The sequence below is a fragment of the Pseudomonas sp. GW821-FHT05H12 genome (assembly GCF_059419385.1).
Genome location: NZ_JBWKRS010000014.1, coordinates 44,183 through 70,417, shown reverse-complemented (window position 1 = coordinate 70,417; position 26,235 = coordinate 44,183). Strand labels below are relative to the sequence as shown.

Below are 26,235 nucleotides of genomic sequence, written 5' to 3'. Positions count from 1 at the left end.
GGAGACAGAAATAGTCAGCTCTAGGTGCTTTGAAGTCACCGTACATTTAACGCTTAGAATCCGCAGCATACGAGCGATTTTTAGAAAGCGTCATCCATACTTGATCGTTACCTAGAGCCAGGCAACCAAACTGGTTCCATAATCACTTCGGTACAATAGTTACGTTAGCGCTACTCGATATTAAAGAGACAGGAAACTCGATGCTTTCACCTTCTACGTAGCGCCAGGTTAGTAGAGATAGTTTTTTTGATACAGCACGATCAACCGGCATAAAATCCATTAAAAAACTTTCCAGCTTGTCGCCATATTCGATGCCTTTGATATCACCATTCTTTCGCAGCTTCCCTTCAAAACTGATATCAACGCCATCAACTTCAAATACGTAGACAATTTCACATGTATCTCCGCAGTAAAAAATTGACTTAACATCAAGACTACTGCTTGTAGACAGAATGCCCATTCCAGACCTCCTTGAACTTGTCAACATCCATTTTATACTGAGTCCCATTGAAAGGATCCCTGACAATTACACGCCCTGCATCATCAACACCATTAACAACAACCCAGTGTCCTACTCTGCTCCCTGAATCCCACATCATAGCGCTCCAAGAGCCCGTTTTATTAAGCGCGTAAAAGCTGGATGTATCCACTGCGTTTCCGACCCATCCAGAGCTAACTCCGTTCAGCTTGTTTGCCAACGAATTCATTGAGGTTAGTTCCGTCCCCAGATCAATCTGAGAAGCCAAAACTCCCCGATCTTTCAGAAGCATTTCCCCACAAGCAGCTCCACAAGCAGTAGGTGTCGTCTGTTTCACAACATTAGGGCTAAAAGCCTCATCTAAAACGTTCCAGTTACCACCCGCCCCGGCGAGTGTATCTTTTACCCCCGCACTACCAACCGCTGCTTTCAGCCCTACTATATTCAGCAACGCTTGCGCAAAAAAAGCAATTCGCTCGCCAGTGGTCGCCTTCGTGTCTGTAATCGGGTTGGTGGTACCAAACCCCATCGAAAGCTGGCATCCAATCCCAATTAGCCCCATCCCACCACAGCCTTCACTGAAGGAATCAGCAGCGACCTTCTGAAGCGATGCTTTCATATCAGCTGTCAGCTTTTCCTGATTCGCCCTACCCTCTAATGCCTGATCGACAGTTGCCGGCTTCAGATACCACTCAACACCGTCAGCGGTTTTGACAAATTGGTCTGTGACGACACAGAACGAGGTAAAAGATGTCTTGCACATGACGATGTCGCCAGGCTTGTGCTCCTGCTTGGAGTCCCATGTCGCATCACTTGCCAAGCTGAGGGGCTCTTCTTTAAGTATGCTTTGGGCCTTCTTGAACAGAGCCTCAATATCGGCCCCGAGTTGTGCGCATTCTGTTGACGTAACCCCCACGCATGACGCGTTGTACTCCAGTCGCATTTTTTCAAGAGAGAGGCCGTCGATCACGCTCAGCTGATTGTTCTCTACCGCATTTTTCGCGGTGCCAGCGGCAGCAATTGCATTGTCCAAGCCACCAGCAGCCAATCCACCAGCCAACCCACCGGCCAATGTAGAGAGTGCCGATATCGTTTGTTTTTCCGACTCGGTCAATTGATCACGAGGCGTATTCGGGTACAGTTGCTTGGCAATGTATTCACCAATACCTGCTCCCGCAGCGCCGGCCAACGCAGAGTTACCTTGAGCTTTAGCAAGTACCGCTCCCCAAACGGCATGCGCCATCAGGTTCGCAGCATCGTCATCCCCGGTGGCCTGCTTGATTTTTTCAGCCACATACGGTGCAGCAGCGCCCGCCAACGCTCCAGCAATATTTCCGCCCAACACTCCCTGTACAACAGCACTCACCGCCTGAGCCGCTTTCTTGAAGCTGCTACCTACGCCATAGTTCTGACTGACCTGCTGGGCGATCTGATCGGGAGTAGGATTGGCATTGCCCTTCTCCAGCAGTTGCTGACGTGCTGCCTTCGATTCATCACTGTTCGAATCTTGAGCGGCCTTCATCTTAGCCGTGGCAATTGCGTCCGAGATGCCGTTGACCAACGCCACAGAACTGCGAATCAGCTCCATGCGCTCTTCCATCGCCTTTTTGTCCGGCCGATCAAGCTTTTCGTTGGCGTTGGCGGTGTCACGATTCAGACCAATCAGGTCATTGGCCCCTTCAGCGTTACGCACGATAATCGTGCCTTCGCTGACCGCGCTTCGAGTCTTGCTACTGTCGGACTCATTGAGCGACATGCCGAACAGCCCGCCCAAGGCAGCAGCCGACCCACCCGAACCGCCATAGCTCGCGGAACCGCTCACACTGGCAGAGGTACTCTTGATTTCGCTCTTGTTCTTGATGTCGCTGGTGATCAATCGGTCAGTGCTGAGCAGGTTTTTGTCGGCCGTCGCATCACTGGCAATCACTGCCCCTTTTAGCGTGGTGTTGGCGCCAACAACGATGTTGTAACCACCATTGCCCGCAAACAGACCGCTCTGTTCTGTGACAGCCTGGTAGTTACTTTTCATGTTGCCGGCGGAAAGGCTTGCCGATGCCGTCACCGGGGCGCCATAACAGATCGGCGGAATGCAGATACTGGCGCCCACGCCCGCACTGCCTTGCTTTGTCTTCTCGGTTTCAGAGTCCTGGCGCGAAGTGATATTCAGGTTGCCTTCAACCAGCGCATCAATCTTTTTGGCTCGCACCTGCGCGCCGTCAAGGGTGGTGTCTTTACCGCTATGCAAAGTCAACACACCACTATCCAGCGTGGTATTGACCTGGGTGACCGAACTACCGGTCCCCATGCCCTTGGCGATCTGGGCGCCAAGGTCGATGGTAAAACCGTTCTGCTGACCAATATTGAAGCTGGCGCCTATGGCCGTTCTGTTATTGGAGTTGTTGTTTGCCCAACCGGCGGTGTTCTGCGCGCTTTCCAGAATGATGTTGTTCTTGGCGGTCAACGCGGTATCGGCCGCCTTCAGGCTGCTACCGATGACGTGAATGTCACCCAGCGTGCCCGGTGCCTTTCCCGTGGCCTCGATCGAAAGAGCCTGCCCCACATTGAGCGAACTCTGCTTGGCCGTCTGGCTTGCATAGTCGCTAGTGCTTTTGCTGTGAGTCAGCGCCGTTTCAGTACCGATTTTTATCAGTGAGCCATTGCTGGACGAACTGCCTTTGTTATTGGCGTAATCCTTGATACTCCCGGAAACCGAATCCCCCATGCCGTTCAGGTTATAGGCAGCCAGCGCTGCTTGCGCCATCTTCACTGCCTTGAGCTTGGGATCGTCGGCATTGTTTGCCGCCTGGATGGCGCCACGAATGGAATTGAAGGTATCCACTACAGCGCCGCCTACCACTCGGCCCACTGCCAGGCTGCTGGACTTATCGGTACTGCTCTGGCTGGCGCTTTCCATACCAGCCGCAATATTGACGTTGGCCCCCGTCAGGCTCATGTTCTTGGTACTGACCAGATCACTGGCAATGACGCTCAACTCACGACCGGCAGTGAGCGCCACATTGCCCTGGCTTGAACCAATAGTGCTGCCGGTCAATGTCGTCTGGGTCGACCGGCCAGTATGGTTCTGGCTGCTGATGGACAGATGTTGGTTGCCAGTGATGTCGTCAACGCCCAGGTTATTGGCCGTCAACACACCGGTCAGGTCACGATTTTTTTGCTTGTGCATTTCGTCGTGTGTGAATGTGTTTTGAGCCGCATCAATCACCAGGTCACGACCGGCCCGCACATTCAGGTCCTGAGTGCTGACCAATCCGGAACCTCTCACCGTGACATCGTGCAGAGCAGCTACATCCACGGTATTACCCGAGATAATGCTGCCCCTTGCTACGGTCTGCGTCTCGGCAACCGCGTCCTGAACCTTGCTCGACTTCAGCCCACCCCAGCTGCTTTTACTCTTGCTGCTTTCATGCCGAGCACTGTTGGAGTCAGTGACCGCAACAACCTGCACATCATTACCCGCAACCAACTTTGCGGCCCCTTTGTCAGCGGCGACCTCGCTGCCCTTGATAAGGAGATCCTTACCAGCGACCAGCGTGCTGTTCGTCCCGCTGGTGACCGAGCTGGCCATGTTGGTGGTACTGGCAACCTCATCCAGTCGACTCTTTTTACCCGACGAGCTTTTTTTGACTTTGCTGTAGAAGCTGTAGTCTTCATTGGCCGCAGTCTGCAGTGTCAAATTAGCGCCAGCACTCAGGTACGCCTCATTTCCCGCACTGACGTTACTGGCGGTCAAACCCAAGTCGTTGCCCGCCGTCAACACAACGTTCCCGCCAGCGGAAACACGGGTCGCCACCTGCTGGGTATGATCCTCCTGGCTAGTGACCTTCTTGGTCTTGCCATACGAATGCTGCTCATCTGCCGCCGAGGACAGCGTCAAATCGTTCACCGCAGACAGCGTCGCATCACGCTTGGCCTCGATCTGACTGGCCACCGCAGTCAAGTCACGCCCGGCGCCGATCACAAGGTCCCGTCCAGCAGTAACGCTAGAGCCGTTCTGTGTGACCGTCCTGTCGTTGTGGCTGCCGCCCCGCGTATTGCTCTCCACTTGCTCGGCAGAGGTGATATTCACATCGCGTGAAGCCTTGAGCGTGGTGTCTTGCGCGCTTTTGAGCACACCGCCACGGTTGCTGATATCGCGCCCGGCACTGACCTCCAGGTTGTTGCTCGCTTCAATCCGCGCTGCATTGTCAGCAAACTCACGCTGCTCGCTCTTGTAGCCCGTGCTGCTCTCATGAGTCGTGATCGTGCGCTCGTTGATCACATCACCCGTGGCTGTGATGCTCACATCACGCCCAGCGATGATCCCGCCCGCCTTGTTGGTGAGGTTGTTGCCCGCAAGGGCCGTCAGGCGGTTGTTGGCTTCAAGCAAACCGCTGTTGACCAAGTCGCTTCCAGCCGTGGTCGACAAGTTGTTGCTGGCACGCAGGGTGCCGGCATTGTTTAACTCCTTGCCGGCAATCAAGGTTACGTCACTGCCCTGAATCAATGCGCCGTTGGCGGCCAGGCGGTTATTCGCGTTGGCCATGTACAGCACCGGCACCAGGACCTGCTCACCGTTTACCGTCGCGTTTTCCATCCAGACAATGTCATGGGTCAGGGCCGCAACCTGCTCTGAAGTCAGGGACACCCCCAACTGCAGATTCAACGCGTCTTTGCTCGCAACGGCGTTGTTCATCAGGAACTTGAACATGCCATCATCGGAAGTCTGGCCGTCGATGAAACGCTGGCCCGTGCGGGCGGTCACGGCCTGCTGGATCAGTTTTTGCTCATAGAAACCATCCCCCAGCCGCTTGGCGCTTTCGTCCGGGTTGTAGCCGAGTTTCGACAACAGATAATCCGAGCTCATGAACTGCTTGAGGTCGGTCAGTGCCGGGTTGGTTTCGATCAGGTATTTCTGTGGGTTGGACCGTACGGAGGTATCGGGCAGACCCGGCACATGTACCGAGGATTGATGGGACGTACTGGTCTGTCCACTCAAGCGGAACAGGCCGTTCTCGCCGACAGGCAGTGAGAAGCCCGGTAGGCTGACAGGGTTTACCTGTTGATGTGCCAGGTCGGGGGGCAACTGCTGGTTGACCGTGATACGCGTCGAGAATGTGTTGGCTGGGGCAAGGTTGTCGGTGCGGGGGCCGGCGCCGACATAGGTATAGCTCGGGCGTACGACACTGCTGGTAATACCGTTCTGGGTATTGACGCTGACCGCTCCACCCGCCTGGATGACTGCGGCATAAGTCTGATCGCTAGCGGCAATTTTACGAGTGGTCCGGAATTGGCCCAGCTCAATCTCGGTGAGCCCGATAAAACCACTCATCGCGCCCAGCAAACCACCCAGATTATTGGGGTTGTAGCCTGCACCTTGAACCGAATAATAGTTATTGAAAGACGCAGCCGATGCGTACAGGCCACCCGCGTTTTTGGTACGTTCCGACATGAACGTACGCGACGTTTCTGTTTCACCGGTCTCAATGCCACTGTTGACCAGATTGGTAACAGTCGCGCTCAAAGCGCCGCCTGCTGCGATAGTACTGCTACTGTTGAGCAAGTCGCCGCCCCGGATCGCCAGGTTTGTGCCTGCCGTGATACTCGATGCAGCACTGGCCTGTGTCACTTCGAACTTGTCGCGCTGGATGATTTGCCAGACGTGATTGCGCTTACCGCTGCAGTCCCCGGCGTTGTATCCCTCGATGCATTGGATTTCGCCAATCGATGCGGTGTAAATCCCCTGGTTGTTGGTGGTCAATACCGTTCGCACGTTTTGGATCGTGCTCGCAGCCAGGCTCATGCTGCCGTCGCTCTGAATCGAGCCAGAGCTGTTGACGATGCTGCTGGCCAGCGCGCCTTGACCGTCGCGATCAATACTCAAATTGCCCAGGCTGTAGACACTGGCACCCAGGTTATTTAAGGAGTCAACCCGCAAGCCCATATCGGCGCCACTGAAGATCAAGCCATGGTCGTTGACCAACGCAGCGGTAGTGACAGTGAGCTTTTGCGCGCTACCCAGGGTGCCGTAGTTATTGATGCCCGCCGCATTCACGGTCATGTCGGCAGCCGACGTTACCCGGCCGTAGTTGTTCAGCAAGCCATCCACCCTGACGGTGCTGGCCCCGCCCCCGGCGATACTGCCGGCAGCGTCCAGATTGATCAGCGCAGCATGCAGATCGAGAGCACCTGCACTGCTCAGGCGACCTTTGCCGCCGTAACTGCCGCTCAGGTCGAGCGTTGCGCTGCCGTCTGTGCCGATCTGACCGTCGTTGGTCCAATTGATACCCCGGCCATCCAAGCCTCCTGTGGACAACAGTTGCCCGGTTGCCGTCTGGGTCAGGTGGTTGACATTGACAGTCAGGTGATTGGCTTGCAATGAACTGCTGTTAGTCCAACTGTCGCCATCCAGGGTCAGGTTGCCGTGCGTGACCAACTGGCCGCCAACATCGTTGAGGTTGGCCATGGAGATGCCGAAGATCCCTGTGCCCACGTGCAGCACATTGCCGCCTTGGTTCTGGAAACTACCGGCATTGAGCCCCAGATCAGTATTGGCTGTTTCCAGAGTGCCATTGCTGTTATCAAGCAGACCGCCAATGGCGAAGACGGTTTTTGAGCTCTTGCCCAGCGCGCGCAGCTGGCCATTCTGGTTATCCAGACTCGCCGCTGCGGTTGACAGGGTGCTGCCGCTTTCGATGATGCCTTCGCGGTTGTTCAGCTTGCCCTGGAGATCGAAGCTGATCTGGTTGCCACTGATTTTTCCACCCTGGTCACCACTGTTATCAAGATGATTACCGGTGACCTGCAACAGGTTGCCGGCAGCGATCCCACCATTGCGGTTATCGATGTTGCCCAGGGGGCCGACATCAAGCACCGCGTCGCCGGCCAGGGCAGCGATGCGGCCACCGTTGTTGTTGATGCCCGCGAGCGCGTTGAGCATCAGGCGTTGGGCCTGGAGCGTGCCACCCTGGCTGTTAGTGCTCAGGTCGTAGCCGTTTTTCAGAACACCGGCGAGGTGAGTTTCCAGCGCACCTTTAACGCTGGACAGCGTGCCGCCACGGTTGTCGAGATCGGCAGCTTTCACAGTCAGATCGCCTTCCTGCGCGATCACCGTACCGCTTTGGTTATCGATATCGCCGGTAACCGTCAGGTTCACCGCCCCCTTGCCCTGCAGCGACCCTTTGCCATTGCTCAGGCGAGCAGCATCGATGCGCAAGTCGCCAGCGCGACTTCCAATCAGGCCGCCCACGCTGTTGTCCAGTGCTCCGCTGGCATTGACCAGCAACATGTCATCAGCACCAATGGTGCCTTTCTGGCTATTGTCCAAACCACCGGTCAGCAAGCTCAACAAACCCTGGCTGTTGATTTCGCCGTTCTGGTTGTTGATTTGCGCACTGCGCTGAACCCGCAGCGGCCCGACGCTGGACAGCTTGCCACTGGTATTTGTCAGGGTACCGAGCAGATCAAGGGTAATGCCGGATTTGCCACTGAAGGTACCGTGGCTGTTGTCGAGGTCGGTGCCGGTAAACGTCAGTCCATCAGCGGCATTGACCGTCCCACTGTTGTTCAGTGCCATCGCTTGCAGCGTCAATTCGGCGCCGCTGGTGATCGAGCCGTCCAGTGTGTTACTCAGCAAGCCATTGACGGTCAAACGCTGCCCGGCCGCGCTGGACAGCACGCCTTGGTCGCTATTGTCGAGGCTATCGGCCTGGACAGTCAGAGCCTTCTGGCTGACCACCGCGCCGGCATGGTTATTGAGCAACGCACCGCTGAGCGTGACACTCACATCGCCCTGTCGACTGGAGACGGTACCGTTGTTGCGGTTATCAAGGCTTGAGCCATTGACCGTAAGCCCCTGCCAACCAGAGATCAGGCCAGTCTGGTTGTTCAGCGCGCCTGTGGCCGTCACGATCAAGGCGTTTTCAGCCATCACCACACCGGTGAGGTTGTCCATCGTGCCCAGAGTCAAAGTGGTGTCACCCTTGCTGGACACCTCGCCACCGGTGTTATTCAAATGACCGATGGTCGCCGTGAGCGGGCCGACGCTGTTGATCAGGCCGCCCTGCCCATTGAGTACCGTGCCAGCGGCCAGCTTGAGTTGCGCTGCGCTGAATACCCGTCCCTTGTTTTGGTTATCCAAGGTGCCAGCCGTGACCGTCGTTTGCCGTTGGCCGGTTAGCGTCCCGCCCTGATTGTTCAGGGTTTGTGTCGCAGTGATATCGAGGTCACGGCTGGCAATGATGTGCTTGCCAGCATTGTTGAGGCTCTGTGCGCTTAGGCTGATATCGGCGTTAGTGTTGCGGGTGTTATCGGGATTGACCCCGGCCTCGATAATGCCGTTGTTGGTCAATTGGCCGCCGGCAGCGAGCGTGATGCGATCTTGGGCGACCAGGTTATTCTGACTGGTCAGGTCACCTTGGGTTTTTACATCAAGGGTGGTGCCAGCGTAGACCGGCCCTTTGGCTTCCATGCTTGCTGCCTTGACGTTGACGGCACCGGTCGCCGAGGTTTCCACCAGGCTCAGGTGACCATTGGCATCCAGTTGCATGTCGCCGCCACTGGCGAGCATCTTGCCGTCGAGCTTTACCCCCACGCCAGCTTCGCTGCTGACCAGCTTGATTGCGCCGGCGTACATACCGCCCAACGCCGAAGAGTCGATGGCCAGTTGAGGGGCGGTCGCCGGGTCAGCGGCACGCGCCGTAGTCTCGAGGGTCTTGGCTTCGACGTCGTTGGCGCCGGCGATGATCGTCAGGTTCTTGGCCTGGATCTCGGCATTCAACTTCGCCGAGCGGGTAATGATTTCGAAGCGGTCTATATTGTTGGCGTTAAGCCCGGCGCCTTCGATGGAAACACTGCCTTGATCGACCTGATAGCGACCGACCTGGCCGTTCTCGATAACCGCCTTACCCGTGGTCAGCGTCGCCTGTGGGGTGTTGATAAAGCCGCAACCGTTGCAAGTGATGCCGTAGGGGTTGGCAACGATCACATGAGCCGACTGCCCCGCCACTTCGGTGTAGCCGCGTAGCTGGCTCGGACTGCCGCCGTTGACTTCATTGAGGATGGTGCTGGCGGCGCGACCGTTAAGGTTCGAGTTGCCAAGGATGATCCCGCCCAACTGCGTGGACTCGGTGCGATTCGTCGCGTTGTTGAGAATGAGCCCGTTGGCGCCGACGTTGTAGTCCTTGAACTGGTTGTGCGACAGCCCGCTGGCATTGGGCGCGGCGATATTGACGATGGGCACGCCATTCGCCGCCTGGCCCAGGCTGGTGCCGGGTGCGCTGACCACAATGCCGTCCGCCTGCGCCAACAACGGTTGCCAGAACATGGCGTTGGCCAGCACCAATGCCAACCCGCGTTTAGGCAGCCCGAGGAAGCTGGAGCGGTTTTTCAGGGCCGCAGAAGGTTGGCGCGCAAGGAAGGCGAACTGGCGAACGTCCATGTGATGTCTCGATGCCCAGAAGGCGGTAAAAATTTAAAGGAAGAAATCCATACGGAAATAGATCGGCGCTTCACGCTCGGTGATCGGCCCCGGTCGTTCCAAAGAGTGTGCAAAGGTCACCGTGGCGGCGACGTTCTGGCCGCGGGCAAACAGGTCGACCGAGTTGCTGCTCATGCGCCCATGCTGCTCGGCGTTGTAACGGCCGTGGCTGATCACGCCCTGGTCGTAGCCGAGGCTGGTGCCGTATTCGCTGAACACCGGTTGCAGCCAGGCCCAGGTCACCGGGCGGCTCCAACGCAGGTCGTTGCGCCAGTAGCCGCCGCTGTCGCCGCTGAGGGTCTGGTCCTTGTAGCCACGAATCGATGATTGCCCGCCCAGGCTCATGCGTTGTGGGCTGAACAGTACGTCTTCGCTGCGCTGGCCGGTCATCAGGCTGCTGAAACTGAACGACTCGCCCCACAGTTTGAACGGGTACAAGTAGCTGACCGTTGCAGTGTATTTGCGGTAGCGCGCATCCGGCTGGCCCGGGCGCGGGTTGTGATTGGCCTGGGCGTCGAAGGCGCCGATGCCGTCCTGCATGCCCAGGTCGATGTTGAGAAATGAGCCGCCAATGCGCCGGCCGTGGTTGATGCCGAATTGCGCTTCGCTGAGACGGTTGCTGCTCAGGGCCAGCTTGCTGTCTTCAATGAAGTTGTTGGTGCGCAGGTAGGCCACGCCGGTGCTGAGGGAGGTCTTGCTCAGCGAGTCGCGGTGGATCACCCGTTCCAGGCGCAACTGGTGGTTCTGGCTGTCGCCGGACTGCTTGAAGTTGAAGTTGCTGGCCTGGGCCAGGGAGCGGTACTCGGACTCGCTGTAGCTGTAATTGAGGTTCCACCAGCCGAAAGGCAGGTTGTAATTGAGCATCGAGTTGCGCGAGGTTTTTTGGTGATCGCTGACTGCATCATGGCCGCCGCGCAGGGAGAGTTGGTCGGCCAGGCCGAGCGGGTTGTCCCAGTCCAGGCTGGCGCCCCACTGCTGTTCGCCGGTGCTGCGCTGACCACCGTTGTGGCGTGACAGGCCGACGCGCCAGGGTTTCTGCGGAGCGTTCTTCACCAGCACGTCGCTGCCGCCGACGGCCTTGCCGGGGGCCAACTCCATCTGCGCCTGGTTCGACGGCAGGCGGTTCAACTGGTCAACCATCTGCTCGATTTCACGCAGGTTGAGCAGGTCGCCGGGTTTGCCGGGGAAGGTCATGGCGAGTTGGCGATCGCTGATGCCGCTGCCCTGCTCGCCCTTCATTCCTTCCAGGCGACCTTCGATCACCTGCACCTTGAGGTTGCCGCTGGAGAGGTCCTGTTGCGGCAGGTAGGCGCGGCTGGTGACCAGGCCTTTGCCCAGGTAATGGTCGGTGATGACCTTGAGCAACTCGTTGAGCTGCGGCACGCCGAGGCATTGGCCGATGTAGGGTTTGAGCAGGCTGTTGCGCTCGCTTTCAGACAGGGCGTCGGCGCCGCTGAGTTCGATGGTGTTGATGGGGAAGCAGCGGGTGTCGGCAGGTGCTGATGGTTTGGCTGGGGCGGTGGTTTTGCCGGGCAGGTCTTTGAGTTCGTCGAGGCGGCGTTGCTGCTCTTCGAGCAGGCGGTCCTGGCGATCGCGGATCAGGTCGGTGACGCCTGGCGTGTTCGGCGGCGTTGCGCCCTGAGCCAAGCTGGCTGTGCCCAGGCAAAAAAAAGCGGACAGCAGGCTGAGCCTGGTCCGACGTACCGAACGCCACATGTTTAGATCCCTCTACATAGCGTTGTGCCATTGGTGAGCGGCGATCTTATGGTGGCGTTTTGATGGCGTCAACAAAATGTACAAATTTGTTTCGGCCTTGGTACTTAATCTGGACTGATAAAACCCAAGGCAAAAAAAACCTGCATTTCTGCAGGCTTTGATCTTTTTGGTTCGACGTCTTGGATGTACACATTACTAACTGTAGTGAGCGGGCTTGCCCCGCGCCGCGTTGCCTGAGACGCCACATGTCTACCTGACACAACGCAGCGCGGGGCAAGCCCGCTCACTACAAGCACGGAATTTTAGGCAAAAAAAAGCCTGCATCTCTGCAGGCTTCTCTTTATGTCGCTATCTGGCTCCACGACCTGGACTCGAACCAGGGACCCAATGATTAACAGTCATTTGCTCTACCAACTGAGCTATCGCGGAATGCGCCGTATGTTACTGATTAAAAAGGGGAAGTCAAGCTTTCTCTGGCAACTCGGTCGATTAATCCGGATGGCCGGTTGAAAGCGGGTGTTCCCTGGCCAACTCCAGCCAGGCCAGCGCAGCCGGTGGCAGGTGGGCGCTGGCACGCCAGGCCAGGGCGATGTGCCAGTCGGTGTGGGGTTCATCCAAGGGGATCAGGGCGATGCCCGGGTGCTGATGTTTGTGGGCGAGCATGCGCGGCAGGAAGGCGACGCCCAGCCCGGCGGACACCAGGTCGACGATGAAGTCGATCTGCCCGCTGCGGGCGGTCACCCGGGGCGTGACACCTTTGCGCTCACAGGCGGCGAGGATCTTGGCGTTCAGGGCAAAACCGGCTTCGAACAGGATAAACGGTGAGTCTGCGAGGTCGGTGAAGTCGATACGTGTGCGCTGCGCCAGTGGGTGGCTCACGGGCAGCACGGCCATCAACGGTTCATTGCGCACTGGCTGATAGTCGAAGCCTTCATCTATAGGCAACAACAGCGCCGCCAGGTCGATCTCCCCCGCTTCCAGGCATTCGCGCAGTTTTTTGCTGCCGTATTCGGTGAGTTCGATTTCGATGTCCGGGTAGCGGCTGCGGTAGGTGGCGAACATCGCCGCAAACAATACGCCGCAGCCCACGGGTGGCAAGCCGATGCGCAGCAGGCCGCGCTTGAGGTCGCGCAGGTCGTTGATTTCAGCGACCAGGTCGTTGCGCTCGGCGAGCAGCACCAGGGCGCGGCGGTAGGCAATTTCACCGGCAGCGGTGAGTTCGTTGCGGTGGCCCAGGCGATTGAGCAGCGGCACGCCCAGTTCGTCTTCCAGGGTCTTGACCGCCTTGCTCACCGTCGACTGAGTCAACGACACCACTTCAGCCGCCTGGGAGAAGCCGCCTTGGCGCACCACCTCGACAAAGGCGCGTAATGTTCTGAGGTTCATCGGTATTCCTTTCGCGACTGACTACTAGCGATAAAAGTTGTTTTTATCATGCCAGAAGTTTGCCTATCCTGAGCCACCTTGCCTTGTGGAGCCACCGTTCATGATCATCTCGTCCGCCTCCGACTACCGCGCAGCCGCCCAGCGCAAGCTGCCGCGCTTTCTGTTCGACTACATCGACGGCGGCGCCTACGCCGAACACACGCTGCGTGCGAACAGTTCGGACCTGGCCGAGATCAGCCTGCGCCAGCGCATCCTGCGCAATGTCGACAACCTGAGCCTCAAGACCACGCTGTTCGGCCAGGAACTGGACATGCCGGTGATACTCAGCCCCGTGGGCCTGACCGGCATGTACGCACGACGCGGTGAAGTGCAGGCAGCGAAGGCGGCGGCGAACAAGGGCATTCCGTTCTGCCTGTCGACCGTGTCGGTGTGCCCGATTGAAGAGGTGGCGTCACAAAGTGCCCGGGCGATCTGGTTCCAGCTCTATGTGCTCAAGGACCGCGGCTTCATGCGCAATGCCCTGGAGCGTGCGCAAGCGGCGGGCGTCACCACCCTGGTGTTTACCGTCGACATGCCCACACCCGGCGCACGCTACCGGGACGCCCATTCAGGCATGTCCGGGCCGTTCGCGGCTTCGCGGCGCATGTTGCAGGCCGTCACCAAGCCGCAATGGGCCTTCGATGTGGGCGTGATGGGCCGCCCTCACGACCTGGGCAACATCTCCAAGTACCTGGGCAAACCTACGCACCTGGAAGACTACATCGGCTGGCTGGCGAACAATTTCGACGCGTCCATCAGCTGGAAAGACCTGGAGTGGATCCGTGATTTCTGGAAGGGCCCGATGATCATCAAGGGCATCCTCGATCCACAGGACGCCAAGGACGCGGTGAGTTTCGGCGCCGACGGCATTGTGGTGTCCAACCATGGCGGACGCCAGCTGGACGGCGTGCTCTCCACCGCCAAGGCCTTGCCGCCGATTGCCGACGTGGTCGGCGACGACCTCACGGTGCTGGTGGATTCGGGCATCCGCTCCGGGCTCGATGTGGTGCGCATGCTCGCCCTGGGTGCCAAGGCGTGCTTGCTGGGCCGTGCTACCGCCTACGCGCTGGCTGCCGATGGCCAGAGCGGCGTGGAAAACCTGCTGGACATCTTCGCCAAGGAGATGCGCGTTGCGATGACCCTTACCGGGGTCACCTCCATCGCACAGATCGACCGCTCGACGCTGGTCTAACCCTGCTGCTCGACGATCCCACGGGCCTTGAGCTGGGCCAGTTGCTCGGCTGACAGGCCCAACCGCTGCCCGAGGATGTCGTCGGTGTGTTGCCCCAGCCTCGGCGCCGGCCGCAGGTATTCCACCGGGGTGCCGGACATCTTGATCGGGCTGCCGACCATGGCGAAGTCCGGGTTCTGCGGGTGGGGGATCTTCACCATCAAATTGCGCGCAATCACCTGGGGCTCTTCCAGGGATTGCGCGATGGAGTTGATCGCCCCCACCGGCACTTTTGAAGCGTGAATGCAGGCCACCCATTCATCGGCGCTGCGCCCGAGGAAATGCGCCGAGAGCAACGCCACGATCTCTTCACGGTGAGCCACGCGGTCGGCATTGCGGCGAAAGCGCGGGTCATCCGGCAAATGCGGCAAACCGATGCTCTGGCACAGGGCGATAAACTGGCTGTCGTTGCCGCAGGCAATAATGAAGTCGCGGTCGGCGGCGCGGAACACCTGGTACGGCACGATATTGGCGTGGGCGTTGCCGTAACGCTGCGGCACCTTGCCCGAGGCCAGGTAGTTCATGCTTTGGTTGGCCAAGGTGGCGACCTGCACATCCAGCAACGCCATATCAATGTATTGGCCGACGCCGGTGCGCTCGCGGCTGAGCAACGCGGCCTGGATCGCCACGGTGGAATACAGTCCGGTCATCAGGTCGGAAAATGCCACGCCGACTTTTTGCGGACCGCCGCCCGGCAAGTCATCACGCTCGCCAGTGATGCTCATCAAGCCGCCAATGCCCTGGATAATGAAGTCATAACCCGGCTCTTCGGCACGCGGGCCGGTCTGACCAAAACCGGTGATGGAGCAGTACACCAGGCGCGGGTTGATCTCGGCCAGGGTCGCGTAGTCCAGGCCGTAGCGCGCCAGGGAGCCGGCCTTGTAGTTCTCGATCAATACATCGGAACTGGCCGCCAACGCCCGCACCAGCTCCTGGCCTTCAGGGGTGGCCAGGTCGATGGCCACCGACAACTTGCCGCGATTGGTCGACTGATAATACGACGCCTCGCCGGACGACTCGCCGCTGCCGGTCTTCATCCAGGGCGGGCCCCAGCCACGGGTGTCGTCACCACTTTGGGGGCGCTCGATCTTCACCACTTCCGCACCGAGGTCCGCCAACACTTGCCCACACCAGGGGCCGGCCAACACACGGCTTAAATCCAATACTCGCAAACCTGTCAAAGCACCCATTGTTCTTATCCTGTGAGGTTGGCAAATCAGCCGGCAGTCGGCTCTTCATGGCGCAGGGAAACGCCCAGCATCGCCCGCCGCCGCAGCCAGAGGCTGGGGCGGTAGCGCGGGTCGTGGGTGAGTTCGCTCATGCGCTGCAAAATCGTGAGGAGGCGCCGCGGCCCGAGGGCATCGCCCCAGGCCAGCGGCCCCTGTGGATAGCCCAGGCCCAGGTGCACCGCCTGGTCGATATCGTCGACGCTGGCGATGCGCTGCTGGGCGATATCGCAGGCCAGGTTGACCACCATCGCCAGGGTGCGCTGGGCGACAAATCCCACGCTGTCACCGATCACCGTCACCCCTACGCCGTCTGCTGCCAGTAAGGCATGGGCAGCGTCGCGCATGGCAGGTGAGGTGAGCGGGTTTTGCATCAGGGTGCGATGGCGCGACAGGTCCGTCAGCAGGTCGATGCACAGGGTGCGCGCCGGATCGGTATCAAAACGCACGCAGGCGCTGGTGGCGTCACGGCCGTACGGCGCCAGCAGGCACAGTGCCTGGGGCGAAGGCTGCGCGGCGTGTTCCAGATGGGCGCCAAGGTCGATCACCAGGGCGCTCAGGCGCTCATAGTCTTCGCTGTTTTCGGTGGCGATCCACACCGGGGGTGGCTGCTGCACCGTGGGCACCGGCTGAGGCAGCGGGCCATTGATGAGCTGGCCGTTCTCATAGTGATAGAAGCCCTGCCCCGTCTTGCGCCCCAGGCGGCCGCCCACCAGCATCTGCCGAGTCAGGGCCGATGGCCGGTAGCGCGGCTCCTGGTAGAACTGGTTGTAGATCGACTCCATCACCGGGTGGGACACGTCCAGCCCGGTCAGGTCCAGCAACTCCAGCGGCCCCATGCGAAACCCGGCGCCGTCGCGCAGGATGCGGTCGATATCACCGCGCTCGGCAATGCCCTCGTCGAGCATCTTCAAGGCTTCGGTGCCGTAGGCGCGGCCGGCGTGGTTGACGATGAAACCGGGGGTGTCCTTGGCACGCACGCCGCGATGGCCGGTGCGTGCGACCAGCGCCAGCAGCGCATCGCCGACGGCGGGCGCGGTGGCCAGGCCGTCGATCACCTCCACGACGCGCATCAACGGCACCGGGTTGAAGAAGTGCAGCCCGGCCACACGCTCGGGGTGCTGGCAACCGGCGGCAATGGCCGTGACCGACAGTGAAGAGGTGTTGGTGGCCAGGATGCAGGTCGGGCGGACGATGCCTTCCAGCTGTTGCAGCAGGCCGCGTTTGGCGTCGGGGTTTTCCACGATGGCTTCGACGATGAGGTCGCAATCCTTCAGGTCGTCGATCACGCCAGCGACCTGCAGGTTGGCGAGTGCCGCGTCCATCGCCGCCTGGCTGATCTTGCCCTTGCCCACCAGCTTGGCGAAGGTCGCGCCGAGGTTATCCCGCGCCGATTGCGCAGCGCCTTCACGCGCGTCGAACAACCGCACCGTCACGCCCGCCTGGGCGGCGATTTGCGCGATGCCCGCGCCCATGACGCCAGTGCCCACCAAACCCAAGGTATTGATCGTGTGGCTCATGCTTATTCCCCCCGATAGTGCGGCGTGCGCTTCTCGAAGAACGCGGCGGCGCCCTCCTTCTGGTCCTTGGAGTCGAACAGCAATTGGAACGCCTTGCGCTCCAGCACCAGGGCGCTTTCCAGCGGCAAGTCGGCGCCGGCCAACATCACCTCCTTGATCTGCTCCACCGCCAAAGGCGGCAACGCGGCGATCTGCGCGGCCAGTTCCAGGGCGCGAGGTAATGTTTGATCGTCAGGGACCATCTCGCTGAGCATGCCCATGGCCAGGGCTTCCGGCGCAGAGACCATGCAACCGGTGAGCGCAATGCGCATCGCCTGGAATTTGCCCACTGCACGAATCAAACGTTGGGTCCCGCCCGCCCCTGGCATCAAGCCGAGCTTCACTTCCGGCTGGGCAAACCGCGCCGACTCGCCGGCCACGATCAGGTCGCAGTGCATCGCCAATTCGCACCCACCGCCCAGGGCAAACCCGTTGACCGCCGCAATCACCGGTTTGGGGCAGCGGCTGATGGCTTCCCACAGGTACTCGGTGTGGCGGCGGTACATATCGATTGCGCCTGCATTGGCGAACTCCTTGATGTCCGCGCCAGCGACGAAGAATTGCTCGCCACCGGTGAGCACGATGGCACGCACATCGCGGCGCTTGGCCAAGTCACGAAAGTGCTCGGCCAGTGCTTCGCGCACCTGGGCATTGAGGGCGTTCTTCACGTCGGGGCGGTGGATACGCACCACGGCCACGCCGTTATCCTGGACGTCGAGGGTCACCACGGATGGGTTTGCGCTGGTCACATTCACTCCTGCTGCAACGTTCTTGTTAGTTGGACTGCTATTAGTTTCGCTATGCGAAATAACATTCCGTATTTAGCGATAATCATAGGTATCGGCTCTGCGGGTGTAAACGTAAAAACCCGAACGCATTTGTAAATGGCCTGTAAGCCTTTGTTTTTAAGGTTTTTATCAGTCACTGGAGCCGCACTTTAAAAATTTGCTTAGTTTCGCTGTGCGGAATACTATTTTGTTTTGTTGATTTTATAAAAAAATGAGGCTTACCATGCGCCGTCGAAACCTGGATGCGGACAGCACCGAAGTGCCTGCAGGCAACACCGCCTTCGAGCATGTGCTGATTGACCCCATGAACAGCGATGAGGAGGAAGACAAGGACCGCCAGTTCGTCACCGCCCTGGCGCGCGGCCTGGAACTGCTGCGCTGCTTCACGCCGAGCGAGAGTGTGCTGGGCAACCAGGAACTGGCGCGCAAGACCGGGCTGCCAAAGCCGACGATCACGCGGATGACCCACACCCTGATGCGCTTGGGTTACCTCAAGCAAATGCCGCAGTCGGGTCGGTATCAGCTGGACGTGGGCGTGATGGCCTTCGGTTACGCCATGTTGTCGAACCTGTCGGTACGGGCCGTGGCCCACCCGTTGATGGAGACCATGGCCAAGTACGCCCAGGCCGCCGTCGCGATGGCCACTCGGGACCGCCTCGATGCGGTGTACCTGGACGTGGTCCAGGGCGAAGCGAACATGACCATGCGCCGCCAGGTCGGTACGCGGTTGCCGTTGCACTTGAGTTCAGCAGGCCGCGCCTGCCTGGCAGCGATGCCGGAAAACGAGCGGGAGTTCATTCTCGACCACATCCGCCAGCGTCATCTGGAGGAGTGGCCAACCATCCGCAAGGGGCTGGAACGCGCCTTCCGGGACTACACCGACTTCGGCTATTGCATGTCGATCGGTGAGTGGCACCGCGATGTCAACGCCATCGCGGTACCGCTGCGACACGCACAACACGGCTTGCTGGCGTTCAACTGTGGCGGACCGAGTTTCCACCTCTCGCGGGAGAAACTCGAAGACGACATCGGCCCACGCCTCAAGCACATGGTGAACAACATCGAGGCCGCCACCCGCTAGCTGGACCGGTGCATGGCCTCGGCAGATCGACGATAACAGGCCCGCCAAACGGGCCGCTGAGGAATGCACATGATCCGAGACGCACAAACGCTTCATATCCTGGTGGACGCCATCGCGCAGTTCGTCGACGAAGCGCTGATCCCACGGGAAAACGAAGTCGCCGAGACCGATGAAATCCCGGCGGACATCGTCAGCCAGTTCCAGGACATGGGCCTGTTCGGCCTGACCATTCCCGAAGCCTACGGCGGCCTGGGCCTGACCATGGAAGAAGAGGTGACCATCGCCTTTGAACTGGGGCGCACCTCGCCGGCGTTCCGTTCCTACTTCGGCACCAACAATGGCATTGGCTCCATCGGCATCCTGCTAGACGGCACCGACGCACAAAAAGAGCACTACCTGCCGTTGCTGGCCAGCGGCGATCTGCTCAGCTCGTTCTGCCTGACCGAACCCGATTCCGGCTCCGACGCCGCCTCGCTGAAAACCACCGCCGTGCGCGATGGCGACCACTACGTGATCAACGGCACCAAGCGCTTTATCACCAACGCACCCCACGCCGGCATTTTCACGGTGATGGCACGCACAGACTCGACGATCAAAGGCTCGGGTGGCATCAGCGCATTCATCGTTGAGCGTGACACCCCCGGCCTGTCCCTGGGCAAGCGCGACCACAAGATGGGCCAGCAAGGTGCCCACACCAGCGACGTGATTTTCGACAATGTGCGCGTACCCGCCAGCCAGTTGATCGGCGGCGTTGAAGGCGTGGGCTTCAAGACCGCCATGAAGGTGCTCGACAAGGGTCGCCTGCACATCGCCGCCGTCAGTGTCGGTGCTGCGGAACGCATGTTGAATGACGCCCTGCACTACGCCATCGAGCGCAAGCAGTTCGGCCAACCGATCGCCGAGTTCCAGTTAATCCAGGCGATGCTCGCCGACAGCAAGGCTGAGATCTACGCCGCCCGCTGCATGGTGCTGGACGCCGCGCGCAAGCGCGATGAAGGCCAGGACATCGGCACCGAAGCCTCGTGCTCGAAGATGTTCGCCACCGAAATGTGCGGCCGCGTCGCCGACCGCTGTGTGCAAATCCATGGCGGCGCCGGCTACATCAGCGAATACGCCATCGAACGGTTCTACCGGGATGTGCGCTTGTTCCGCCTGTATGAGGGCACGACGCAGATCCAGCAGTTGGTGATTGCCCGCAACATGATTCGCGCGGCGCAACGCTAGGTTTCACCGCTTCACCCATACCCAATGCCCTAACAACTACAAACAAGGTATCGCTATGGAAGTCGCCGCATCGGCGGGCGCGTTGTCGCCTGCAAAAAGCAAACTGTGGATTGTTGTGTTCGCCTTCTGCTTCCTCGGCCTGTTGATCGATGGTGCAGACCTGATGTTGCTGTCTTACAGCCTCAGCAGCCTCAAGGCTGAGTTTGGCCTGACCAGCGTCGAGGCTGGCAGCCTGGGCAGCTTCACCCTGGCCGGCATGGCCATCGGCGGCATCTACGGCGGCTGGGCCTGCGACCGTTTCGGCCGGGTGAAAACCGTGGTGTGGAGCATCGTGCTGTTCTCTGTCGGCACGGCGGTGCTGGGCATGACCCACAGTTATTGGCAGTTCGCGAGCACACGTTTTTTCGCCTCCCTGGGCCTGGGCGCCCTCTACGTGGCGTGCAATACCCTGATGGCCGAATACGTCCCGACACGCTATCGCACCACCGTACTCGGCACCCTGCAGGCCGGTTGGTCGGTGGGTTACATCGTCGCCACCCTGCTGGCAGGCTGGATCCTGCCTGAGCACGGCTGGCGCTGGTTGTTCTACGTGGCGATCATCCCGGTGATCCTGGCGGTGCTGATGCAACGCCTGGTACCAGAACCCCAGGCCTGGATCACCGCCCAGGCCGAGCGTGCCAAAGAGAAAGCCAACGGCAAGCGCCAGGCCACACAGAAAAAGCCCGACGGCATGTTCAAGCTGATCTTCAGCGACCCGAAAGCCAGCCGCATGTTTCTGCTGTGGGCGCTCACCGCAGGCTTCCTGCAGTTCGGCTACTACGGCGTGAACAACTGGATGCCGTCCTACCTGGAAAGCGAATTGGGGATGAACTTCAAATCGATGACCAGCTACATGGTCGGCACTTATGCCGCGATGATTTTCGGCAAGATCCTCGCCGGCCTTGCGGCAGATCGTTTAGGCCGCCGCACCGTGTTCGCCTTCGGCGCCCTGGGCACGGCGATCTTCCTGCCGGTGATCGTGTTGTACCAGAGCCCCGAGAACATCCTGTGGATGCTGGTGGTGTTCGGCTTCCTGTACGGGATTCCCTACGGTGTGAACGCTACCTACATGACAGAAAGCTTCGAGGCGAAATTTCGCGGTTCGGCAGTGGGCGGCGCCTACAACATCGGGCGTATTGGCGCAGCAGTGGCGCCGGCGGCCATCGGTTTCCTGGCGTCCCACGGCTCCATCGGCATGGGCTTCCTGGTGATGGGCGGTGCGTACTTTATTTGTGGTGTGATCCCCGCATTGTTTATTCGCGATAAACAGTTCGATCCCCAAAAACAGTAAGGCCGCCCGCTTAGTTGCCAAATAACTGGCGTCACCTTTCAGCGACTGTCTTCGAGATTGAAAACAGTCGCTTGATTTATAAGGCGTTTTATTCCAGAGAAACGATTTGGCATGAATCTCGCTCTAACCTTTTCCAAGCAGGTTAAGCGATGACAAGACGTGCGGCAGTACCCAGGGGTTATAACCCTTGGCAAAGCGGTTTAAACTGTTTCCAATGTTTTACGGAACTGAAGGAACAGTAAGACGCTTGGCACTCGCCACTCTCATCGAGCCTGTAAGACAGTAAGTGCTTAGAGGCCGATCGCTTATGAAAACACCGACCCAGACCCACGCAATTGACTTCGACAGTGCCAAATTGCAACGCCTGGGCTTTGGTCAGCCTTCCCTCCTCCCCATTCGCCGCCCTGCGTCGATCGCTCAACTGCGCCAGCAATTGGGCCTGCACTTGCAAACCAGCCTGGAGCCGGAGCGCATCCTCGGCCTGTTTTTCCGCGAGATCCAACGCCTTGTCCCTTTGGACGCCCTGCATTATCGCCACGAAGCCAGCGACCTGCGCCTGGAGTTCGGCCATCGCGGCCATCACTCGGTGAGCTACACCTTGAGCCATGAAGGCGAGCACCTGGGCGAGCTGATCTTCCGTCGCAACCAGCGCCTGGTCGAAGAAGAACTCGGGCAGCTCGAATCGTTGTTGGCCACCTTGCTGTACCCCATGCGCAACGCCCTGCTCTACCGCGCCGCCACCCGCAGCGCCCTGCGCGACCCCTTGACCGAAACCGGCAACCGCATCGCCATGGACCAGACCCTGCAACGGGAAATCGACATGGCACGTCGGCATCTGAGCCCGCTGTCCTTGCTGATGCTGGACATCGACCACTTCAAGACAATCAACGACACCCACGGCCATGCCGCCGGCGACAACGTGCTGCGCGCCGTGGCTGGCGCGATCAAAAGCCAGTTGCGCAATGTGGACATGGTGTTTCGGTTTGGCGGGGAAGAGTTTCTGATCCTGCTGTCGAACACCGGCCGGGAAGCGGCGGCGATGGTCGGTGAGCGCCTGCGCCAGGCGGCACAAGCCCAGGATTATTGGGCGGACGGTACACGGATCGAATTGACGGTGAGCCTGGGTTGCTCGACCTTGTTGGCGGCAGAGACCGCTGACAGCTTGTTGCGCCGCGCCGACAACGCGCTGTACGTGGCCAAGCGCGAAGGCCGCAACCGCTTGGCAATGGCGGGGTAAGCACCCCGCCATCACGCTTACATCACGCTTCGCTGGCCACGCGCGCCTGGCGCTCGCGAACGGCTACGGGCGTCTTTTCCTTTTCTTTCTCCAGGCGCATGCAGCTCTCCAGGAAGAGGTACATGTAGTCGTAGCTCTTGCACACCGCCTGGCGCAACTCCACCTGCAGGGCCTTGCTCGGGTTCATTCCGGCCAGGGTGCAGATGATTTCCAGCGCTTCCCACGGGTGGGCATCGTCGTACTGGGCGTGCATCTTCAGCCACTTCATTGCACGCTTGCGGTCTTCCTCAGGGAAGGCTGCCGCGTACACACCGGTGGAACACACCACGGCGGACCACTCCCCAGTGGCCCCCTCAATGGCGTAGTTGGTCGCGGCAATCGCCACGATCAACGCATCGGCCGAGCTGGTGTGCCAGCACCAATGGCTCAGTGCGTGCAACTCAGGCGGTACATTCTGCGCCTGCAGTTCTTCGAGGCTGACACCATGTGCCCGCGCCCAATGCACCCAATAATCAGCGTGGTTCAGTTCCACGCGAATATTGCGCATCAGCCACCGGCGCGCCATATCCTCCCCAGGATGGCGGGCAAACTTGGTCTTGGTGAGGTTCTGTGCCATGTACAAGGCAAACTGTTCCACCACGGGCCAGCCACCGATCAGGTAGTGGCGCATGGTCTTGGCGCTGAGCGTGTTGTCGCGCATGCGCTGGTACAGTTCGTGCTCGACAACTCGGCGCTTGCTCTCGCTACAGTCCTGGATCAATTGCTGCGCCCAGGCGGGGTAACTCGAGGCTTCCATAAGCGGGCCGGTTCTGTTGAATGTGTCGATCACTGTAGGGCTCCTTTTTAAGTGTGATAGTACAGACCAGCAAAGTTTTCAGCGGAATGTGCCGGGCGCCTTGAACAGCAGAGGCTGCGGCCGCACAGGTCGACACTGCAAGCTATCAAAGGTAAACAATTGCGGTCGTTCAATCAGGTAACCCTGAGCGTAATCCACACCTATCTCAAGTAAAGCCTGTTCGATTTGCGGTGTTTCAACAAACTCGGCAATTGTGCGCTTACCCATGACATGGCCAATGTGATTGATCACTTCGACCATCGCGCGGTTAATCGGGTCGTCCAGCATATCCTTTACGAAACTTCCATCGATCTTCAGGAAGTCTACAGGTAAATGTTTGAGATAAGCGAATGAGGACATACCGGCACAAAAGTCATCAAGGGAGAAATGACAACCTAACGCCTTGAGTTCATTGATAAAACGTATCGCGCTACCTAAATTCGCTATAGCGCTGGTTTCTGTTATTTCAAAACAGATCATCGTCGGTGGAATGTTATAAGCCTGAAACTTCTCATGCAGAAAACCGAGAAAATCATCATCGCCAATAGTAATACCTGACAGATTAATCGCACACATCGCCATGGGTCGGCCTGGGCGCTCACGCATACAGTTGGCGATGATCTTGAAGACGTTCTCAACCACCCAGCGATCCAACGAGGTCATCAAGCCGTAACGTTCGGCCGCTGGAATAAAACTGTCGGGCAGGATGATCCGGCCGGCCTCGTCATGCAGGCGCAGCAGGATCTCTATGTGGCCGTCGCCCCCATCGGTGTGGCCCAGCGCAGAGATTTCCTGTGCATACAGGCAAAACCGGTTCTCCTCCAACGCCATGTGCAGGCGCTGTACCCAGGCCATTTCACCAAAACGCAACGACAGCTCCGAGTCATCGGCGTGGTAGACCTGCACGCGGTTGCGGCCTTTTTCCTTGGCCATGTAGCAGGCCATGTCGGCGGCGCGCAACGAGGTTTCCAGGGTGGTGGGCGCTTGCGAGATATGCACCAGCCCGATACTGACCGTGGTCATGAACGGCCGGCCCTTCCACACGAAATGCAGGCTCTGCACGGTATGGCGCAGGCTCTCGGCGATCTTTTCCGCGACCGGCGCCGGGCAGTTCTCTAGCAGGATGCCGAACTCATCGCCCCCCAGCCGCGCCAGGGTGTCACCCTCGCGCAGGTCCGATTGCAGCAGCGCACAGATATGCCGCAGCAGCTCATCACCGGCCGCATGGCCACAGGTGTCGTTGACCAGCTTGAACTGGTCCAGGTCCAGGAACATCAACGCATGCCGACCGCCCGGCTGACGCCCCACCTGCTGCAGCACCTGCTCCAGGCGGAACTCGAACTCGCGGCGGTTGGCCAGGCCGGTCAACGCGTCGTGGGTCGCTTGCCAGGACAGGTTGGCGATGTATTGGCGTTCCTGGGTCATGTCATGCAGCACCAGCACCGCCCCGCTGACTTTGCCGGCGCTGCGGATCGGCGCGCCCACCAGGGTCACCGAGACTGTGCTGCCGTCCAGGCGCTGGATCAGTTTGGAATGCTCGCTGCCACCACTGAGCTGGCCCTTGATGATGTGCTCGATCAAGGTGAAGCCGTCAGGCTCGGCGTTCTCATCCAGCAGGTTGAACAACGCCGCCAGCGGCAGGCCCTGGGCCTGGGCCGACTTCCAGTGGGTGAGCGCCTCGGCGGCCGGGTTCATGTAGGCGATGGCGCCATCGACGTCGGTGGTGATCACCCCGTCGCCAATCGATTCGAGGGTGATCTGCGCCCGCTCCTTTTCCACCTGCAGGGCGTCGGCGAACGCATGGCGCTGGGTCAGCAATTTGTGGGTGCGCAACAATGCCAGGGCGATCAAGCCCAAGGCGGTGGCCAGGTTGGTGATCAACAGCAACCTCAGGATGACTCGCGAGCCTTCGCCCAATGCATCACTGAACGCCTTGGCGGCCGGGGTGACCCCATCGTTGATGCCAATAATGCGCGCCTTCCACTCTCGCACATCGCCGCTGCTGACTTGATTGGCCGTGATCGCCCGGTGCATGGTCTGCGCCAGGTCATCCAATTGCACGAGGTAGCCGTCGCCCACGGTCCACAGCTCAATGGCTTTTTCCAGGTAACTGAAATGGCGGAAGTTGAGGTACAGCCAGATCAGGCTGGAGACGTCGTCCGGGTGGTTGCCGCCCTTGAGAATGCCCAGGCGCGCTGCGGCCAGGTCGGGCGTGGAATGGTCCAGGGCGATGCGCAGCTCATGCCCGCCCTGGGGCACGGCGATGGCCTGCTGATACTTGATGTAGGTGGCTTCGTCGCGGTTGTCGGCGTACAGCGTCAGGTAGTAGATGGCGTCTTTCTGGCCCTTGGACCACAGGCTTTCGCCCGCCACATAACCGCGCACGGCCGAGAGCACGTAGAGGCTGACGCAGCCCAATAATGCCTGGAACAGCACCACCGCGATAAAGGGCCAGACGATACCCAATAGTCGAGGCGTGCTTAACGTCGTTCCGAGAGTCCGCTTTTGCTTCATGAGGTCCCTTGCACAAGCACTACCAAAAAACGGCGAGTGGTTAACGCTCCTGACAGCACAGCCTTGGCGGAATTCGCCCGGCCCGACCAAACGGACCGCGTCGATTCAAGCACCCG

The 26,235-nt window shown here is 59.6% G+C and carries 14 protein-coding genes and 1 tRNA gene; 5 read left to right on the top strand and 10 right to left on the bottom strand.

Going from position 1 to position 26,235, the window contains the following annotated elements; translation table 11 throughout:
- Positions 1–142: 142 nt before the first annotated feature.
- The 5 genes from AC07SU_RS14475 to AC07SU_RS14455 form a co-directional block, all read right to left on the bottom strand.
- Complete coding sequence (locus tag AC07SU_RS14475) at positions 143–460, bottom strand: hypothetical protein (protein ID WP_494997394.1); 318 nt, start codon at positions 458–460, stop codon at positions 143–145.
- Positions 435–9,914: a two-partner secretion domain-containing protein gene (locus tag AC07SU_RS14470; protein WP_494997393.1), complete on the bottom strand. Its 9,480-nt coding sequence runs from the start codon at positions 9,912–9,914 to the stop codon at positions 435–437. The genes AC07SU_RS14475 and AC07SU_RS14470 overlap by 26 nt, the downstream gene beginning before the upstream one ends.
- 33 nt (positions 9,915–9,947) lie before the next feature.
- Positions 9,948–11,669 (bottom strand): ShlB/FhaC/HecB family hemolysin secretion/activation protein, encoded by a 1,722-nt coding sequence (locus tag AC07SU_RS14465; protein WP_494997392.1) that lies wholly within the window; start codon positions 11,667–11,669, stop codon positions 9,948–9,950.
- A gap of 353 nt (positions 11,670–12,022) precedes the next feature.
- Positions 12,023–12,098, bottom strand: a tRNA-Asn gene (locus tag AC07SU_RS14460).
- 60 nt (positions 12,099–12,158) lie between these two features.
- Entirely contained in the window at positions 12,159–13,055 is an 897-nt protein-coding gene (locus tag AC07SU_RS14455; protein ID WP_176998112.1) for a LysR family transcriptional regulator, read from the bottom strand.
- 100 nt (positions 13,056–13,155) lie between these two features.
- On the opposite strand from AC07SU_RS14455, the gene lldD reads away from it, so the two are divergent.
- Positions 13,156–14,286, top strand: a complete 1,131-nt coding sequence (gene lldD, locus AC07SU_RS14450) for an FMN-dependent L-lactate dehydrogenase LldD (RefSeq protein ID WP_176998111.1) — start codon at positions 13,156–13,158, stop codon at positions 14,284–14,286.
- On the opposite strand, the gene AC07SU_RS14445 is transcribed toward lldD, so the two are convergent.
- From AC07SU_RS14445 to AC07SU_RS14435, 3 genes are read right to left on the bottom strand one after another with little or no spacing between them, the layout of a single operon-like run.
- Positions 14,283–15,515 carry a CaiB/BaiF CoA transferase family protein gene (locus tag AC07SU_RS14445; RefSeq protein WP_494997391.1) on the bottom strand — a complete coding sequence of 411 codons (1,233 nt, stop codon included), beginning with the start codon at positions 15,513–15,515 and terminating at the stop codon, positions 14,283–14,285. The genes lldD and AC07SU_RS14445 overlap by 4 nt on opposite strands.
- 26 nt (positions 15,516–15,541) lie before the next feature.
- Positions 15,542–17,071 carry a 3-hydroxyacyl-CoA dehydrogenase gene (locus AC07SU_RS14440; protein WP_494997390.1) on the bottom strand — a complete coding sequence of 510 codons (1,530 nt, stop codon included), beginning with the start codon at positions 17,069–17,071 and terminating at the stop codon, positions 15,542–15,544.
- 2 nt (positions 17,072–17,073) lie between these two features.
- Positions 17,074–17,859: an enoyl-CoA hydratase gene (locus AC07SU_RS14435; protein ID WP_494997389.1), complete on the bottom strand. Its 786-nt coding sequence runs from the start codon at positions 17,857–17,859 to the stop codon at positions 17,074–17,076.
- Between the two features lie 262 nt (positions 17,860–18,121).
- Here AC07SU_RS14435 and AC07SU_RS14430 point away from each other — a divergent pair, with 262 nt between their 5' ends.
- The 4 genes from AC07SU_RS14430 (at position 18,122) to AC07SU_RS14415 (ending at position 22,770) form a co-directional block, all read left to right on the top strand.
- Entirely contained in the window at positions 18,122–18,979 is an 858-nt protein-coding gene (locus AC07SU_RS14430; protein ID WP_176998107.1) for an IclR family transcriptional regulator, read from the top strand.
- 69 nt (positions 18,980–19,048) lie between these two features.
- Positions 19,049–20,203, top strand: a complete 1,155-nt coding sequence (locus tag AC07SU_RS14425) for an acyl-CoA dehydrogenase family protein (protein ID WP_494997388.1) — start codon at positions 19,049–19,051, stop codon at positions 20,201–20,203.
- 55 nt (positions 20,204–20,258) lie between these two features.
- Complete coding sequence (locus AC07SU_RS14420; protein ID WP_176998105.1) at positions 20,259–21,533, top strand: MFS transporter; 1,275 nt, start codon at positions 20,259–20,261, stop codon at positions 21,531–21,533.
- Between the two features lie 307 nt (positions 21,534–21,840).
- A complete protein-coding gene (locus AC07SU_RS14415) occupies positions 21,841–22,770 on the top strand; it encodes a GGDEF domain-containing protein (protein ID WP_494997387.1) in 930 nt (309 codons plus the stop codon).
- A 22-nt stretch (positions 22,771–22,792) separates the two neighbouring features.
- On the opposite strand, the gene AC07SU_RS14410 is transcribed toward AC07SU_RS14415, so the two are convergent.
- Together AC07SU_RS14410 and AC07SU_RS14405 are read right to left on the bottom strand one after the other, a co-directional pair.
- A complete protein-coding gene (locus AC07SU_RS14410) occupies positions 22,793–23,566 on the bottom strand; it encodes an iron-containing redox enzyme family protein (protein WP_218172755.1) in 774 nt (257 codons plus the stop codon).
- Between the two features lie 78 nt (positions 23,567–23,644).
- Positions 23,645–26,119, bottom strand: coding sequence for an EAL domain-containing protein (locus AC07SU_RS14405; protein ID WP_176998102.1), 2,475 nt, complete (start codon positions 26,117–26,119; stop codon positions 23,645–23,647).
- Positions 26,120–26,235: the final 116 nt, after the last annotated feature.

Bases quoted from the DNA above. Each gene is read 5' to 3' on its own strand.
- AC07SU_RS14470 (WP_494997393.1), bottom strand. From the start codon at position 9,914: ATGGACGTTCGCCAGTTCGCCTTCCTTGCGCGCCAACCTTCTGCGGCC.
- AC07SU_RS14415 (WP_494997387.1), top strand. From the start codon at position 21,841: ATGAAAACACCGACCCAGACCCACGCAATTGACTTCGACAGTGCCAAA.
- AC07SU_RS14405 (WP_176998102.1), bottom strand. From the start codon at position 26,119: ATGAAGCAAAAGCGGACTCTCGGAACGACGTTAAGCACGCCTCGACTA.
- AC07SU_RS14445 (WP_494997391.1), bottom strand. From the start codon at position 15,515: ATGGGTGCTTTGACAGGTTTGCGAGTATTGGATTTAAGCCGTGTGTTG.
- AC07SU_RS14440 (WP_494997390.1), bottom strand. From the start codon at position 17,071: ATGAGCCACACGATCAATACCTTGGGTTTGGTGGGCACTGGCGTCATG.
- AC07SU_RS14455 (WP_176998112.1), bottom strand. From the start codon at position 13,055: ATGAACCTCAGAACATTACGCGCCTTTGTCGAGGTGGTGCGCCAAGGC.
- AC07SU_RS14465 (WP_494997392.1), bottom strand. From the start codon at position 11,669: ATGTGGCGTTCGGTACGTCGGACCAGGCTCAGCCTGCTGTCCGCTTTT.
- lldD (WP_176998111.1), top strand. From the start codon at position 13,156: ATGATCATCTCGTCCGCCTCCGACTACCGCGCAGCCGCCCAGCGCAAG.
- AC07SU_RS14430 (WP_176998107.1), top strand. From the start codon at position 18,122: ATGCGCCGTCGAAACCTGGATGCGGACAGCACCGAAGTGCCTGCAGGC.
- AC07SU_RS14410 (WP_218172755.1), bottom strand. From the start codon at position 23,566: ATGGAAGCCTCGAGTTACCCCGCCTGGGCGCAGCAATTGATCCAGGAC.
- AC07SU_RS14475 (WP_494997394.1), bottom strand. From the start codon at position 460: ATGGGCATTCTGTCTACAAGCAGTAGTCTTGATGTTAAGTCAATTTTT.
- AC07SU_RS14425 (WP_494997388.1), top strand. From the start codon at position 19,049: ATGATCCGAGACGCACAAACGCTTCATATCCTGGTGGACGCCATCGCG.
- AC07SU_RS14420 (WP_176998105.1), top strand. From the start codon at position 20,259: ATGGAAGTCGCCGCATCGGCGGGCGCGTTGTCGCCTGCAAAAAGCAAA.